The sequence below is a fragment of the Rhodovibrio sodomensis genome (assembly GCF_016583645.1).
In the GTDB taxonomy this organism is placed as follows: domain Bacteria; phylum Pseudomonadota; class Alphaproteobacteria; order Kiloniellales; family Rhodovibrionaceae; genus Rhodovibrio; species Rhodovibrio sodomensis.
Window position 1 is genome coordinate 21,401 of record NZ_NRRL01000051.1, and the last position, 14,122, is coordinate 35,522.

General features: G+C 62.1%; 17 protein-coding genes. 11 read left to right on the plus strand and 6 right to left on the minus strand.

Annotated elements, in window-relative coordinates:
- The first annotated feature begins 56 nt into the window (after window positions 1–56).
- Window positions 57–683 (plus strand): AAA family ATPase, encoded by a 627-nt coding sequence (locus CKO28_RS16190; protein WP_207168843.1) that lies wholly within the window; start codon window positions 57–59, stop codon window positions 681–683.
- 80 nt (window positions 684–763) lie between these two features.
- Window positions 764–1,000 (plus strand): hypothetical protein, encoded by a 237-nt coding sequence (locus CKO28_RS16195; protein ID WP_200341847.1) that lies wholly within the window; start codon window positions 764–766, stop codon window positions 998–1,000.
- A 197-nt stretch (window positions 1,001–1,197) separates the two neighbouring features.
- On the opposite strand, the gene CKO28_RS16200 is transcribed toward CKO28_RS16195, so the two are convergent.
- On the minus strand, window positions 1,198–1,578 hold the full coding sequence (locus CKO28_RS16200) for a WGR domain-containing protein (protein ID WP_200341848.1): 381 nt from the start codon (window positions 1,576–1,578) through the stop codon (window positions 1,198–1,200).
- 110 nt (window positions 1,579–1,688) lie between these two features.
- Here CKO28_RS16200 and CKO28_RS16205 point away from each other — a divergent pair, with 110 nt between their 5' ends.
- The 3 genes from CKO28_RS16205 to CKO28_RS16215 all read left to right on the plus strand — a co-directional run bounded on the left by CKO28_RS16205 (window position 1,689) and on the right by CKO28_RS16215 (window position 3,429).
- Window positions 1,689–2,735 carry a DNA-binding protein gene (locus CKO28_RS16205; RefSeq protein ID WP_200341849.1) on the plus strand — a complete coding sequence of 349 codons (1,047 nt, stop codon included), beginning with the start codon at window positions 1,689–1,691 and terminating at the stop codon, window positions 2,733–2,735.
- Between the two features lie 239 nt (window positions 2,736–2,974).
- Complete coding sequence (locus CKO28_RS16210; RefSeq protein ID WP_200341850.1) at window positions 2,975–3,169, plus strand: hypothetical protein; 195 nt, start codon at window positions 2,975–2,977, stop codon at window positions 3,167–3,169.
- Entirely contained in the window at window positions 3,166–3,429 is a 264-nt protein-coding gene (locus CKO28_RS16215; RefSeq protein WP_200341851.1) for a hypothetical protein, read from the plus strand. Before CKO28_RS16210 ends, CKO28_RS16215 begins: the two co-directional genes overlap by 4 nt.
- 313 nt (window positions 3,430–3,742) lie before the next feature.
- Here the strand turns inward: CKO28_RS16215 and CKO28_RS16220 are convergent, their stop codons facing one another.
- Window positions 3,743–4,219: a hypothetical protein gene (locus CKO28_RS16220; RefSeq protein WP_200341852.1), complete on the minus strand. Its 477-nt coding sequence runs from the start codon at window positions 4,217–4,219 to the stop codon at window positions 3,743–3,745.
- A gap of 578 nt (window positions 4,220–4,797) precedes the next feature.
- Between CKO28_RS16220 and CKO28_RS16225 the strand changes: the two genes are divergently transcribed.
- Entirely contained in the window at window positions 4,798–5,298 is a 501-nt protein-coding gene (locus CKO28_RS16225) for an alkylmercury lyase family protein (protein ID WP_200341853.1), read from the plus strand.
- Between the two features lie 213 nt (window positions 5,299–5,511).
- On the opposite strand, the gene CKO28_RS16230 is transcribed toward CKO28_RS16225, so the two are convergent.
- Entirely contained in the window at window positions 5,512–5,655 is a 144-nt protein-coding gene (locus tag CKO28_RS16230) for a hypothetical protein (RefSeq protein WP_200341854.1), read from the minus strand.
- Window positions 5,656–6,379: 724 nt separating this feature from the next.
- Between CKO28_RS16230 and CKO28_RS16235 the strand changes: the two genes are divergently transcribed.
- Window positions 6,380–7,003 (plus strand): hypothetical protein, encoded by a 624-nt coding sequence (locus CKO28_RS16235; protein WP_207168844.1) that lies wholly within the window; start codon window positions 6,380–6,382, stop codon window positions 7,001–7,003.
- A 15-nt stretch (window positions 7,004–7,018) separates the two neighbouring features.
- Here CKO28_RS16235 and CKO28_RS16240 read toward each other — a convergent pair whose 3' ends face one another.
- From CKO28_RS16240 to CKO28_RS29355, 3 genes are all read right to left on the minus strand, one after another.
- On the minus strand, window positions 7,019–8,080 hold the full coding sequence (locus CKO28_RS16240; protein ID WP_200341856.1) for a tyrosine-type recombinase/integrase: 1,062 nt from the start codon (window positions 8,078–8,080) through the stop codon (window positions 7,019–7,021).
- Entirely contained in the window at window positions 8,077–10,287 is a 2,211-nt protein-coding gene (locus CKO28_RS16245) for a site-specific integrase (RefSeq protein WP_200341857.1), read from the minus strand. Before CKO28_RS16245 ends, CKO28_RS16240 begins: the two co-directional genes overlap by 4 nt.
- Before the next feature lie 226 nt (window positions 10,288–10,513).
- A complete protein-coding gene (locus CKO28_RS29355) occupies window positions 10,514–10,693 on the minus strand; it encodes a helix-turn-helix domain-containing protein (protein WP_200341858.1) in 180 nt (59 codons plus the stop codon).
- Window positions 10,694–11,200: 507 nt separating this feature from the next.
- Here CKO28_RS29355 and CKO28_RS16255 point away from each other — a divergent pair.
- The 4 genes from CKO28_RS16255 (at window position 11,201) to CKO28_RS16270 (ending at window position 14,019) form a co-directional block, all read left to right on the plus strand.
- A complete protein-coding gene (locus tag CKO28_RS16255) occupies window positions 11,201–11,827 on the plus strand; it encodes a hypothetical protein (RefSeq protein ID WP_200341859.1) in 627 nt (208 codons plus the stop codon).
- Window positions 11,828–12,064: 237 nt separating this feature from the next.
- Entirely contained in the window at window positions 12,065–12,652 is a 588-nt protein-coding gene (locus tag CKO28_RS16260) for a hypothetical protein (RefSeq protein WP_200341860.1), read from the plus strand.
- Window positions 12,653–12,685: 33 nt separating this feature from the next.
- Window positions 12,686–12,910 carry a hypothetical protein gene (locus tag CKO28_RS16265; protein ID WP_200341861.1) on the plus strand — a complete coding sequence of 75 codons (225 nt, stop codon included), beginning with the start codon at window positions 12,686–12,688 and terminating at the stop codon, window positions 12,908–12,910.
- A gap of 509 nt (window positions 12,911–13,419) precedes the next feature.
- Window positions 13,420–14,019, plus strand: coding sequence for a PEP-CTERM sorting domain-containing protein (locus CKO28_RS16270; RefSeq protein WP_200341862.1), 600 nt, complete (start codon window positions 13,420–13,422; stop codon window positions 14,017–14,019).
- The last annotated feature ends 103 nt before the right edge of the window (window positions 14,020–14,122 follow it).

Below are 14,122 nucleotides of genomic sequence, written 5' to 3' on the forward strand. Positions count from 1 at the left end.
CTCCGCGTATACGTAGAGACGCGGATCGCCATCCACAGAAAAACGGAAATACGTAAATGCGCAGTTGCTTGATTACGCAGACCAAGGGCGGCACCGGCAAAACCACACTTACGTTCGCCCTGGGCGTGGAGGCCGCACGCGCCGGGGCCTCGGTCCTGCTGCTGGATGCTGACGACACGCAGCGGTCGCTGACAAGCCTAATCGCCAAACGCTCGGGGGATTACCCGGCCATCGCGGAGGTGTCGTCCGGATCGGTGAGCGATGCACTGAGAGACGCAGACGTGCGGGCTTATGACGTGGTTCTGATCGACGGGCCGCCGCGCGCGAGCCTCGACGTCCGGGGGCTTGTCCGCCAGGTCGACTTCGTCTTGCTGCCGGTCGGGGCTAGCCCGCTAGACGTCGAGGCGTCGAACATCATCCTGAAACACGTCCAGGGCCGAGTGTCGTTCGCCTACGTTATCGCTCGGGCGGACCCGCGGCGTGCGGTGGTCGGGCACGTACATGGCGTTTTGGCGGCGGCGTATTCAGTCGGGCCGACGATTTACGAGCGCTCGGATTGGGTGACCGCCGCCGGATCCGGTCGAGCGCCCGTTGAGTGGAACCCCAACGGCAAGGCCGCCGGCGAGATCGCGTCGCTTTGGAAATACGTAGATGCGCAGATGCGTGGTGCGGCAAAAGTGTGATACAATAAGTACGTAACCACGTGAAAACGTAGATGCAGAAACGCGTCAACGCATAGACGGGTAAAATGGAAAATACGTAGATGGCCAAAAAACCCAACGTTCAGATCCGCGCCCCCGGCCAGGCCGACACCCCGGCGGAGAAGCCGGAAGCGGCGCCGACGGAAACCCCGGAGCGCGATCCGCGTGTGGCGCTAACGGTCAAGGTGAGCGCGTTGGATTACGAGCGCTTGATGTTGCTGAAGGCACGCAAGCGCCGACCGGTGCAGGCGCTGACCGAGGCGGCGATCAAGGATATGCTCGATAATGAGGGAGTGTGACGCGCGCGAGTTCCTTAGCGATCCGATGGGCCGTGCACTCGGTGGCATGGTCACTCCGTAGGCCGTAGGGTCGAACCTCCAGGCGGTAGGCCATGCAAAAGCTCGGGCGGCCGAGCCGTCCGGGCGATGCATAGGAACGTGTCCTTGCGATTCCACTCGGCCACCTTGGCGTTCAAGACGACGTAGATAGAAGTTACCTATTCCCTCGCGCCGGCGAACGTGATGTCGGTTTTCCGGACCCGGTTCAGCTCCGGGATATTGGTCTCGGTCAGCTGCTGCTCGGTCTGTCCCGTCATCGCGATGATTACCGCGTACCCGCGCTTTTTCTTCAAGCGTGCCAGTGCTGCGCCAGCGTCAGCTGCTGCTACCGCATCCGGAAACGGCTCCAATCGCAGTCGTCCGCCGGCCCCGATCCGTCCCCATTCGCGTACCAGGACCGCGCCGGCAAATAGGTCCGGCCAAACCGCAAGGCGATAAGCCCGATACGCGTTGCGCGCTGGCTCGACCCGCTCCAGCACGACCAGGTCCCCGCGCCGCAACGCGGCTGCCGTATCGCTGTCATCCGTCGTGTCGCTCATCCGATCATCTCCCGATGCGTTGAGAGCATTTGTTGACACGTAACGTTGAACGCAATATATCTTACACATCGTACGCATCGATGCAACAATGAACCGATCGGGAGGTGGGGATGCCGCAGCCGGCAAAAGCGAGTGAGGATGCTGTTCAACAGGCGGTCGATGCCCTTCTCGAGGAGGGCACCCCGCTCGATCGGATCACTGTGCAGGCGGTCCGCGATCGCATCGGCGGCGGCTCGAACACGTCCGTCAGCCGGCACCTGCGCCCGTACCTCGAAGCGAAGCGCGCCGAGCTGGCCGATCATCAGGCCGACGTCCTGGAAGGCCCGCGACGGGAGGCTGGGCCGGTGCCGGATGCGATCCGCCAGCACCTGGACGGCGCCAAGGCCACCCTCGATGAGCTGGGCCAATCGATCGTCCGCCAGATCGATGCGGCGGTGGCCGACGAGCGCCACCGTCAGGAAGCCGCCCGCGAACGCGAGCGCCAGGAGCATCGCGATGCCCAGGAGCGCCTGCAGGAGCGTCTGGATGCGATCACGGCGGAGCGGGATCAGATCGCGGAGGAATCCGCGGGCTACGAAGACGAGGTCGCCACGCTGAATGGCCAGATCGCGGACCTGCAGGAACGCCTGAGCGCGGCCGAAGAGGCGCGCGACGCGGCGCAGCGCGCGCAAGAGACGGCCGAGCGGGCCCGGCGCGATGCCGAGCAACGCGCGCAGCAGGTCGACGAGGCCCGCGCCGCCGCCGAAGAGGCCCGGCAGGAGGCGGAGACGCGGGCGCAGACGGCGGAGCAGGGGCGCCAGCAGGCGGAGCAGGGCCGGGCGGCCGCGGAAGCGCGCGAGCAGGAGACGCGCCAGGCGCTGGACCAGGCCCGACAGGACGCCCGGCAGGCGGAGGAGGCCAAGGACCAGGCGGTCAGCCGGGCCGACCGCGCCGATGCCCGGGCCGAGGCCGCCGAACAGGCACAAAGCCAGGCGGAGACGCGTGCCGAGCGCGCCGAAAAGGCGCGCGACGCGGCGCAGGACCGCGCCGTGCGCGCGGAGACGCAGCTCGAGCGCACCCGGGAAGAGCTCGACGCCCGGGAACGCGCCCTGGCGGAAGCCCGCGGCGACGCGCATGCCCGAAAGGGCGACGATGATCCGGGGACAGGGGGCACGTAAACGCGCAGGCTCCCCAGCCGCTGCCGGTGCCGCAGCGCGCCCGTGTGACCGGGAGCAATGCGCCGCCCCGACGCGCCTACCCGGTGCGTCAGTCCGCGCGCGCCGGAGCTTGGCCGCCGCGATACCGGCACGATGCCGACAGGCGCGGCGTTCATCTCGTCCGGCCGCGTTTTGACCGCGGGCGCGATCCGGTTACATACCGCCGGGTTTCGAAACCATCCGGCCTGCGGGGAGGAGCCATGTTCATCGTCCGCGCCATCGCCGGCGACCGCGTCGCGTACTGGGACGGGGCCCGGTGGACCGCCGAGCCGGACGACGCGGCGCGTTACGGCGATAACGACAGCGCGCACGAAGCCGCGGTCGCCGCCGACCAGGTCGTTGGGGCCCTGGCCGGGACACCGAGGGGCGCCCACACCGAGATCGTACAGCTATGACGACGTATATCGCGACGTACTATGTCCGTGGTCAGCGGGCGCCGGCGGAACGGTCGTTCGAAACCCTCGACGGGGCGGTGCGCTTCCAGGTGCGGCGGATGCAAGCGGGCGATCTTTTCCCGGAGGCGATCGTCGACCACCGCGGTCGTACGATCGCCGGGCAGGCCTGGTTGCTCGATCACTGGTCCTACATCGTCGACGTGTTGGACGGGGGGCAGCCGCCGAGTGCTTACGAGCCCGTGCGCGCTCTGCCCGATTGAGTTGAGCATCCCGACATTACCGACAAGCGCCCCACACCGGCATGTCGCCGCCGAGCCGCCCGGGAACCTCCCCCTTTGCGGCGATGCGTCGGTCGGTATCGGGGTGTCCAGGGCCACCTGTCGCACGGTCGCGGGCGCTGAGCGTCGACATCAGGCCCGCGCCCCCGCGCCCCCGGCCGTCACGGTACAGCCGTGGAGGCCTTTCTGGCGGCGTGCACACCGGGTGTGGCCGATCCACAAAGGCACGGGCCGGCGGCAGGGCAGGTATACCCTCCGCCGGCCCGCAGGCGAACATGCGGTTACGTGTGAAGGTTTATGGCAGACGCTTGCGCGCGAGCGTAAAGCCGCCGGTGAGCGCCAGGCCGTAGACTAGGTGTCCGGTCAGCGCCGCCGAGGTCATGGCGCTCATGCCCAGCAGGAACGGCATGCCGGCGGCCGGAGCGACGATGCCGACGGCGAAGAACCAGGTGGCGATGCCCACGATCGCGCCGTCGGCGATCCAGCCCAGGCTCTTGAACCGGGTGATGAGTGCGTAGGCCGCCGGGTAGGCGATCAGGCCGGTGGCGATGTGTACCGTCTGCGCCGCCGCCTGGCCGATCGGCAGGCCAAGAACGTTAGCGAACAGGCTTTTCGCCAGGCCGGTCGGCTGCAGCGGGCCGCCGATCCAGGCGGGCGCGATCGCACGGGCGAAGATCTCCCAGGCGATGAGCGCGGCGACGGCGGCGATCGCGAGAGCGGTGCCGGAGCGGATATCGATCCGGGCGGCGTTCGGGGCGGTGGCGATGGACATGATGACGCCTCCTTCGGGTTGCTTGGCGTGTCGTTCCAGGGTGGGCCGGGGGCCTCCCGGCATGTCGCCCGATCCATGTGCCAGCATCCGCGCGTCGCAGGGCGTGCGCGGCATCACACGTCACGCAACCGTGACGACGCGTGAGGGGCCGGCCGCCGCCATCAGCGTCGGCGCGCGAACACCAGCGGCGGGATACCGGTCCCCGCGTTTCCGGGCGTGGGCGGTGGAGGTGCGTGATCAGATACCCGGGACCTGACCGCGGCGGGCGTGCTGACCTCTGGGCCGTCGCCAGGGGCTGGCCGTGAGCCGCGCCGTCGTCTTCGATGTCAACGCGAGGAAGGCCTGTCTTGACCGGCGCCCGCGGTCGGTCACATTCGAGCAAAAGCATACCCGTGCAACGATGGATTGGTAGGTGAGCCGTGACCGCAGGCGGCAAAGTCCCGGACGCGATCGCCCGGCTTGAGAGCCAGCTTCCGCTGCAAAGCCGGCAGGCGCGCCTGTCGGAACCGGTGCGTCAGGCGCATCGTGCGATTCTGCAAGCCCTCGCCGAGCGGGGTGAGCCCCCGACCGACCATGACTTGGCCGCGATCGTGGGTGCCGATCGCGTTGCCGATGTCATCCGGGAACTGGGCGATGCCGATCTGGTCGTACTCGATGCGGATCGGGCCCGCGTCGTGGGCGCCTACCCGATGACGATCGAACCGACCCCGCATCGCCTGGCGTTGAACGGGACGGTCGTGAGCGCGATGTGCGCGCTGGACGCGCTCGCGGTCGCGCCGATGTACCACTGCCAGGTCACGATCACGTCGCGTTGCGGCGTCACCGGCGAGCCGATCCATATCGAGCAGCGCGATGAGACGATCCAGCTCGCCGAGCCGTCCGCCGATGTCCGCGTTGGGGTGAAATGGCAGAACCCGTCGGGCCACGCGGCGCATAGTATGTGTTTGCAGATGGTTTTCCTGGCCGATGGGCCGGTATCGGAGATGTGGGCGAAAGAGGACCCCGAGGCGCGCACGACCTTTACCCTGGAGGAAGCTGTCGCCTTCGGCGCCGGCTTCTTCAGGCCGATCGCGGGCTAGGCAAATCGGGCTCGCGCCGGCTGCGATGCGCCCGCGGCCTCGGACGCCTCCGGCTCGTCGGCCGGCCCGTGCGCACGCCGCTCGAAAACGCGACGACCGCGTCGGTCAGAAACCGGCTCGCCGGCGCCAGAGCGTGGCCGTCGCTGTGCCGGCCCTGGTTCTGCCGGTAGAAGCGCTGCGGCTGCAGCAGGTGGAGCTCGTCCCGGGCCCGGGTCATGGCGACGTAGAGCAGCCGGCGTTCTCCTCGATGCCCTCTGCCGTGCCGGTCGCCATGTCGGTCGGGAAGCAGCCGTCAACGACATTCAGCACGAAGACGGCACGGTACGCCGGGCCCTTCACGGAGTGGATGGCTGACATCACCAGCCAGTCGTCGTCCTGGCTCGGGGCGCCGGCCCCGCGCTTTCCAGTGGGTCGAGGTCGACATCGGTCAGGAACCGCCCGCGGTCCGGGTAACCCTGGGCGATCATTTCGAGTTGGCCGGGATCGCGCATACGGTCCTGCGGGTTGTCGTGAAGCCGGTCTAAATGAGTCTGAGCCAGCCCTGGCCGATCCATCCACGGCCTCTCTGTGTCGCGTAGGCGGGCGTACGTCTCGGTGGGGGCCGACATTCCGCTTGCGCTTGACCGGGCGGCTGAGCGGTCTCCAGCGCCGCCGCGAGGTCCGGTTGCGTCTCGACGGCTGCATGGATCTGACGCGCCGTTGCCGGCCCGATCCCGGGCAGGAGTTGCAGGACGCAGAAGGCGGCCACCCGGTCGCGCGGGTTTCCCCCCATCGGAGTAAGGTGAAACTGGCTGGCCTCATCGCGCGTCGCGGGTCGTGACCAGCTGCGGCGGGGCGTTGCCCCGCAGTGGGCGCAGCTCCGAATTCGATCGACTGTCAGGTTGAACGACGGCATCAGGACGTGCGACGACTCACTCATAGCTTGACCTCCGTTTACACTTCCGAGATCGCAACGCCTCGGGCACAGAGATTCCAAGGCCATGCCACCGTTATCTATTAGCTCAGTGGTGAATTACTGGAGCTCGAGGCTGGGGTGTCGCGCTCGATTTGAACCGCACCAATGTGGAGGGATAACGCTATGATGACCAGCAAAATCGATCCGGGTCATATTTCCACAGATGCGATTATAGATTCCATTATAGATTATATTTCTTTGTCCGAATCGAAATTCGCCACCCCCAAAATGCCTAGCAATCAGTCGGATCTTCGTCGTGAAGCTGAGCGCACCATTGAAAAATACACAATAGACGAATTCCCAAATGTTCAGTCCCATCATGAAACCAATATACATTTATTGAGCCCAGTACATGGCATCAAATTAAAGGAATATTACGGTTGGAAACAATATTCGTATAGTTGTAAGGATCTGCTGATCGATTTCGGCGAATCGGATCTTATCATCGAGTGCGTGAACAGACCCGATACTTTACGTGAGGTTATTACCGCTTTTAATCGGAATCAAAAGCTGCTCGATCATATTCGGATTGAAAGTGGCGGTCGACTCTCATTTGGCCTCGTGATTTTTAGCTATTTAAAGCAATTTAAGACAGTCGAGCCGGGGGCTGAAGATTTTGACAATGTTATCGATGCGGTTAACTCGGATATTGAGCGCGCATGTCCGCAATTCCCGGTGAATTTAGATATCTCACATTCTCTTATCAGACGAGATATGTGCCATATAGTTGGAGTTATAACAAATCTATGATGTAAACAAGTGGCATTATGACGTATCGTGGTTATTGAGAGAGTGCATGTACGCCTGAACATATTGCGCAAAGCGCTTCGACGCTTCGATCTGCTGAGCCTGCTCTTGGTAGATTCGTGTCATGGCCTCCGTGCGGTGCTTGAGAAGGGTGCTTGCCAAGTTGGCGTTCTCCGGCATTTCTTCGGCGATAAAGGTCGCGCCGGCATCGCGTAGTCGGTGAGGAGAAACTGCGATACCGAGGCGTTCCCGGGTCACCTTCTTCATTGCCGGGTACATCGTCCCCGGGCGGACGGGAGTGCCGCCCTTCACGATCCAGAAACCGTTGTGGTTTGGCGCGTAAGCAGCCCGGTACACGGTCAGCCAGGTTCGGATCGCTTCGGCGATCACCGCGGGTAACCGGCGTCGGCTCGCTTCGCCGGTCTTCATGACATCTGCTGGGACATCCAGAAGTCCGGCATCAACCCGGACGTTGTCCACTGTCAGGGTTTCCAGCGCGCGCCGGCGTTCTGGGCATACAGTTCCCAGGGCGAGCCAGAGACCGTCCCGATACGTCTGGATTTCTGCCCACGTCACGCCGCCGCTTTCCATCGCCTCGATCATCAGCGCGATCCCGGTCGCGTAAAGATCGTGTGCGTTGAGGAGTTTACCGCCCGCGTTTTTCCTTTTTGGTGTGTTTCGCCCGACACGATCCAGGTTTCTGCACGTGTCGGTTAGCCAGGACCAATCGTCGTTCGGATGCAGTAGATGAGCGATCGAAGCCAGCATGCAGACTTGGCTGTGGACAGTGTGCGGTTGGCAACGGGCTTGAAGCTCGGCCACGAAAGCGCGCACACCCTCGGGGTGGATGGCCTCCGGCAAGGCGTGGGCGCGAACACAGCGGAGATAGCGGGTGTAAACGCCCGCAACGTTGTACTGCCGGGGGCGGGACCAGGGCTTTTCACGTCGGCGCGCCCAGCGCCGGAATGTCTCTGGATCGTCGGGATCGAACAGGGCGCGCCAAACGGCTTGTTCGGCTTCGGGCCAAGACGCGCAATCGGACGCTACACCTTCAGAGGTCGTTTCATAGATAACAGTCATGAGGGCGCCTTCTGTAAGTTTAACCGTAGAGCGTCCGCAAGATCTGCCGTAAACGCCCCCAGAAGCTCCTGGAACGTCTTCTGTGCGAGGAGGTCGTTGATTTCCGCGTAGTAGGCCTCCGTGGTTTCTTTTTTCGTATGACCAAGTACCTTCTGGACAATATCCATCGCCGATGGATCCTGATCGAGCACTAACTTGGCGGTGAGGTGTCGGTTCGCGTGAAGGTCGAGCCAAAAGCCTGCCTGCCACGCGCGGTTATGGTAGTCGCGCGCGTGTTTTGTATGGGGTCTTTCGGTCATACCGGCCGTCGGAAAGAGATATGGGTTTTGGGGATCGCTTCCGCGCCGCCGCATGACCTCGGGGCGGATCCAGTCGCGATAGAAACGAAGAGCCTCGGTCGCGAATTGGGTGACGATCACAGTGGTTTCGCGCTGGTTCTTGACCTCGGTGGCTGACAGCCAGATGCGCGCATGGCCCTTTGGATCTTCGGGGATCCGAAGATTGGGCTCTAACCCGGTTCCAGGCGCACCAATCCGAAGCTCGGCGATGTTTTCCCGGCGGAGCGGGTTGCCACGAAGTATGCCGGCGACGACGGCAGTGTTTGCGTCGTTCAGTTCTTTGTCGCTGAGCAGCGCCGGGTCGCCGACAGCGGAGAGCCGCTTCCGGACGTGGCCCAGGAGACCTTCAGGTAGCCGCCACCAAGCGAGAAGTTTTGCGTCACCTCCTTGTTGGACGAACTGATCCAACATCCGAGCGTGCCTGGGGCCGATTCGTTGTTTCCGGAAGGTGCGCTTGTGACCGTCTTTCGTGCGCTTCCACCCGGTCACGTCCGGGTGGAAGCGGTCGTAATAGCCGTCGAAAGCCGCGACCAGGTCGTCCGGCAACCCCAGGTCGGTGGCGATCGCCTTGAAGACCGACACAGTAAACTTGAGGGTGCTGTTTCGCTTGGACGGGCGAGCTTCTCCTTTCGCGTGGGCGCGCTGCTGCTGACGGAGGTATTGGCGGGAGAGGGTGCGTCTCAGCACCCGTTCGTTCAGCAGATCCGTCAGGCAATGTGGCATGAATCCGATATCGTGTATCGCGGCGTTTGCCGCGTAGGTCATCACGGTTCGCATGTTCGGCTCGCTTTCTTTGCTACGAAGCCGTCCCGGAAGAGCGGGCTCGGTGTCGGCGAAGGGATCGACGTATTCGCTATCGGTGGCGCTTACGACCAATGCCGTAAGATCGACGTCCGAACCGGTCTGGGTTCGATCGCCGAAATTCGCTTCCACGTAGGCCGCCCAATCGGCCTTCAAGTCATCGGGGAGATGCTGGAAGAATGTCGAATGTGGACTCGACAGCCCATCGGCATGGATGCGGTTAAGCTTTGTCGCCGGCCACGTCGGGATCTTGCTCTGGAGTGCTTCCCAGGCGTAGATCGTCGCGCGAGCCGTCTCGAACGGCCGGGCGACTTTCCGCTTTTCTAGGTCGGTCCAGAGCTCCTGGATCGTATCGTCACTCACGTTGGCGGCCGGGATCCCGTGGCGGAAGCAATACTCGACGAGCGGCCAGATCTTGGCTTCAAAGTGGCCGAGCCCGCGGCGACCTCCTGTAGAATATGAGCGGATCTCGGCGACAAGCGCGGCCCAATCGCCCGTCAACATCGACTTCTGAAGCCTTTGTTGACTGTTTAAATCGACGAGGGCGACCGCACCGCGTACGTGGCTCGTGATCGTTGCGGCGCTGGCTTTGGCGACCCCCAAGTCGGTGTGTCGGAGCGTTTTCAGCCGGCTCTCCAACGCCTTCATGTTGGCTGGAAGATCGCGGCCGTCTCGGCTCATGCTTAAGGTGTGGATGACTTTCTTCAACGCCGAGCGCCGCGGACGGAGCGCACTCTCGGCCCATGGCTGGAGTTCCAAAGCGGTCCACGCATCGGCAAGCGTGGCCTCGCCCTTAAAGACGCGGTCGGCGAGCGCATCGGGGATGGGATCGAGATCCAGAAGCCGTTCCAGATGCGTACGTTCTTCCCGGAACTGTTTTGGGCTGATCGCCTCTTTCCGCGTTTCATGGGCGTTGAGCACGTCGGTCGCCGTGACCTCAGCGGGCAGTGCGCCTCTTGTTTCGGCGATGTGGAGCAGAACTTTGCGTACGTTGTTAACTGCCCGGTCACCGAGCTGATGGCGATGGACGTGTGCAGTGGCGATCAGATCGGCTAGGCTCGCGGTCATCGCACCTCCTTGCCGCTCCGGGGTGGCCTGTGAATATAAAGGGTGTATAAAAGTGTTTGCGGCATGTTGCGGAACCTCCGGAACAGGGCGGATATTTTAAAAAACGGTACATCATATAAAGATCCGTTGTATGTCTGCCCGTTCTTTAAATATCCGGACGTTTCCTGGAAATTCGGTATTAGTGCGGCAATCTGCGGCATCTGCGGAACAATTCCCGCTACCACTTCTAAACGAGAAGCTCCGCGACATATTGTTTATACGAAGAGTACGGTATCAGCCATCGCCCGCCCTCCGTGCAGCGCACTGCCTTCAGGCGTTCGCTCTGGATTAAGTAGCGTACATGACGAGACGAATGACGAAGTCGCTCGGCCACTTCTTCTGTCGTCAAAAACTCGGGTTCGTTCATCTTCGAACTCCTCGTCTTTTCTGCCTTAAATTTAATCGTTGCGTTCCGTCGTCGTGACGCATCGCGTCCTACGAACGAATATGGGTCAGTCGTCGTGTTTATGCCAAAACTCTTTATTGTTGCGTTTTGCCAGTGTTTTTAGTCCGCCAGTGAAGCGTGACGAAACGGAACGGAAGGCTGGTTTTGGAAAGAGGACTCGTCTGTTCTGCCTGAAGATCTTTCCATTCCGTTCGTCAATGTTTCTGCGCATAAGGGCAAAGGCATGTGTAAATACATTTTTTGCGCGTAAAACGGTATAGTATTAGTTCTAACGGGTGTGCCGCACCGCAACGTGTTGGGGTCAATGAAGGGTCTCCTGATAGGGCACACCCGTCTCGCCGGCAAAGATTGCTGGCGCGCACGGTCTGACGGGCGCCCCGGCCCAGCGCCCATTTCAGTTCTACGAAGCGGTTGCTGCGCCTGTAAGAGTCCGGCGTCTACACCATCAGGGGTTTCTGTGGGCAGACGGTGCGGGGGCGCCGGGCGGTCAAGACGGCATTCGAACGCGCCCGGCAGGCCAACAGACCCGGTCCGAAGCCGAAGCCGCGGGCCCGCGCCGGAGCCATCTCGGATCAGGAGCGCACCCGGATCTGGTCCGCCTATCTGGCCGGGGCCTCCGTTCAGGACCTGGTGACGACCTGCGGGCGCTCCGAGAACACCATTTACAAGATCATCAAGCGCCTGAAGCCGGTGCGCCGTATTGAACCCGATTGCATGGTCAGGTTTTGGAGGCGGGGCCACTCGATTGTCGGGATCGCGCGTTACGACAAGATCAGCCAGAGAACCGTGCGCCGCAAGCTTGCCGAGGCTGGGATCGGGTCGACCCAACCGTTGAAGGATGGGCTCGCACTCGTGGAAGCCGGGGTGAGCGTCGAGGCGGCCGCCGAGCGGGTGATTTGCGATCCGGCCCGGCTGCGCGGCGCCGTGAAGCGCGCGGCGCGGGCGCGACAGGCGGCCGAGACCGGGAGCTTGCAGGCCAGGGGCGTGGCGTCTGCCGAGATCGCCGCGCGGCTGGGGCCGCAATGGACCCGGGCGGACGTGGAGAAGCTGCTGATGGAGGCTGAGGACGACGGACGGGCGCAGCTGCGGATTTGACGGCGTGATCGGTCAGTTCGCAGACCGTCTTAGCCGGTACTCTGTAATTGCCTGCCGCGCAGTCGTCCCTGGTGAGGTGTGTATCGGCACCGGTGTCACGCTTGCATAACCGTTCTCGATCAGAGAGTTGGCGCGCCGATCGGCGTCGTAATGCGTCGTCGATCTTCAGTCGTGGTTTACAAGCTGGATCATATATCAGACCATTTGTATCCAGCTAGTGTATCGGGGGACGCAGCTATGACCGAGGTTTCTCATTTCGAACTTCTTTTGAAACCGCAAGCCCCAAGCGGTCCCGGGTCGGGCGGACCGAGCAGCGTTGCGACCGTGCTACAAGGATACTTCCTGGAACTAACTAACCTTGAGGACGCCGCATATCAGTTCAGAGTCGACTTTGTGATCGAACCACCGGCTCCGAGCATCCCAAACCGCCAACAGCGAACGGTGGCCGGCAACGCAGTGGCTTTCGTCGACACAGCCACACAAAACAACCAGTCGTCCGCGTTTGGCGGAAACGTCGGTGACAGCGTGTTCCCGCTGCCCAACGGGAACGTCCAGATCGAGCCAGGGGGTACGGCGCTGATCGCAGTCCTGCCCAACGCTTTCTCGCAAAGCTCGCCCCTCGCCCCTGGCGGATCTAGCGGACCCCCCTTGTTTGAGGTGCGAGGCTACGTCCGTCTCCGCCTGCCGCCAGTGCGGTTCATCAGGCAGACTGACTCACCGGTGAAGGTGCTTGCGACACCACAGAATCGCGCGACCTACCTATCGACCGACGGCACATCCGGTTCCAGTGGAATGCCTTCGTTCAGCATCAGCGATCAGACATAAGCTTCGTTACCGCTAGCTTCGGGCCAAGCCAAGATGGAAGTGGAGCCAGAAGACTTTAGGTTGCGCCCACCGCGGCGGGATGTCGAGGATCTTCTCGACCGCGCTGACCGGTTCTCCCAGACCCTGTCAGCGGAAGCTCAGGCCGAACTTTTGATGGGGCAAATGATGCAGCTTGACCCCGACAGCGAGGCCGTATCGCAAATTAACAAAGCGCTCAAAGACGCGGGTGCAAACCTCACCATCAAAAAGGGGAAATAGGCCACAGCGACATGATAATAGCGTAACTTTTAATCTTATAATCCGCAGTTGGCGGGCATGGCGACCGGGTCCGGCCTCTCCTGATGGAAATGTTGGTCAGAATGGCCATCCAGCCTCGCTGATGGGATGGGCGGGAGAAATAACTATAACCCGCCATTATCGCGAGCCGGAGAACGCGAACATGTCGCTCATCACGTTCGTCCGCTATCCGGGGATCACCGGCTGCCGCACGGTGCACCCAGGTCTTCCGGGATGGGCCAGGAGCGGCCGAACCTTCGCTCACCAATACGGGTGTCGGGATTTCTTACAGTATCCCACCTTCACAAGATCCGGGTGTAAACTCTGTTTTACAAAACGCTTGGCCTGACACCCCCCTTTTTTTATAACCTACTGACATTCCTGCACGTTCCGACGTGGCATACGGCTTGCGTGTAGACCATCGAGTTCGAGCCAGCCTTGAGCCAAGGCTCCGAGGTAGGCGCTTCACAAACCCGACGAAGGAGGTTCCAATGAGAGCCGGACTTAGATACGCTTTGACTGCAATTGCGCTCTTGGCAATGCCATCAGGCGCAATCGCGGCCCCGATCTCCGGTAATAGCGCCACTTTTTCTGGCGATGTAGGCGTTGATATCACCTCGACACCAGGAGGAGGGACATCTCAAAGCCAGGACTTTGCGGTGCCGTTCGTTGACTTCGAGGTTCCAGCCGGAGAAGAGATAAGCTCTATTACATTTTCGGCATCGAACTATTCAAAGACCCCTAGTAACGCCAAAGATTTCTTTTCCTATCGGCCTCGCCTATTATTGCCAAACGATACATTCATACGTGCTAGTTCCATCAACTTGGAAACAGAGCCAAGCTCGACACTAATTTTCGCCAACGAGTTGCCCTTACCGGCAGGGATTTATGAATGGCGGGGATTGCTGGAAGTCGGTTCGGGCGCAATCGTTCCCGGAAATAGCTTTAGCGCGGATGTGCAACTGACCGTCAACTTGGCGCCGGAAGGTACAACGGCTGCTGTTCCTGTGCCAGCTACATTTGGGCTTCTCGGCGTTGGGCTAATCGGTCTTGGGTTCGTGGGTCGTCGGGTATTGACCCAGCGACATTGATTTCTGACCCATGTTATACGCAACCGCGAAAGGCAGAGAGCCTTTCGCGGTTGAGCTTTGTTGATCATTCGGCCGCTCTGGGTCAGATCCCGAAGCTCTCCTA

Excerpts from the sequence above, each read along its gene's own strand:
- CKO28_RS16190 (WP_207168843.1), top strand. The coding sequence starts at position 57 with ATGCGCAGTTGCTTGATTACGCAGACCAAGGGCGGCACCGGCAAAACC.
- CKO28_RS16195 (WP_200341847.1), top strand. The coding sequence starts at position 764 with ATGGCCAAAAAACCCAACGTTCAGATCCGCGCCCCCGGCCAGGCCGAC.
- CKO28_RS16200 (WP_200341848.1), bottom strand. The coding sequence starts at position 1,578 with ATGAGCGACACGACGGATGACAGCGATACGGCAGCCGCGTTGCGGCGC.
- CKO28_RS16205 (WP_200341849.1), top strand. The coding sequence starts at position 1,689 with ATGCCGCAGCCGGCAAAAGCGAGTGAGGATGCTGTTCAACAGGCGGTC.
- CKO28_RS16210 (WP_200341850.1), top strand. The coding sequence starts at position 2,975 with ATGTTCATCGTCCGCGCCATCGCCGGCGACCGCGTCGCGTACTGGGAC.
- CKO28_RS16215 (WP_200341851.1), top strand. The coding sequence starts at position 3,166 with ATGACGACGTATATCGCGACGTACTATGTCCGTGGTCAGCGGGCGCCG.
- CKO28_RS16220 (WP_200341852.1), bottom strand. The coding sequence starts at position 4,219 with ATGTCCATCGCCACCGCCCCGAACGCCGCCCGGATCGATATCCGCTCC.
- CKO28_RS16230 (WP_200341854.1), bottom strand. The coding sequence starts at position 5,655 with ATGTCAGCCATCCACTCCGTGAAGGGCCCGGCGTACCGTGCCGTCTTC.
- CKO28_RS16235 (WP_207168844.1), top strand. The coding sequence starts at position 6,380 with ATGACCAGCAAAATCGATCCGGGTCATATTTCCACAGATGCGATTATA.
- CKO28_RS16240 (WP_200341856.1), bottom strand. The coding sequence starts at position 8,080 with ATGACTGTTATCTATGAAACGACCTCTGAAGGTGTAGCGTCCGATTGC.
- CKO28_RS16245 (WP_200341857.1), bottom strand. The coding sequence starts at position 10,287 with ATGACCGCGAGCCTAGCCGATCTGATCGCCACTGCACACGTCCATCGC.
- CKO28_RS29355 (WP_200341858.1), bottom strand. The coding sequence starts at position 10,693 with ATGAACGAACCCGAGTTTTTGACGACAGAAGAAGTGGCCGAGCGACTT.
- CKO28_RS16260 (WP_200341860.1), top strand. The coding sequence starts at position 12,065 with ATGACCGAGGTTTCTCATTTCGAACTTCTTTTGAAACCGCAAGCCCCA.
- CKO28_RS16265 (WP_200341861.1), top strand. The coding sequence starts at position 12,686 with ATGGAAGTGGAGCCAGAAGACTTTAGGTTGCGCCCACCGCGGCGGGAT.
- CKO28_RS16270 (WP_200341862.1), top strand. The coding sequence starts at position 13,420 with ATGAGAGCCGGACTTAGATACGCTTTGACTGCAATTGCGCTCTTGGCA.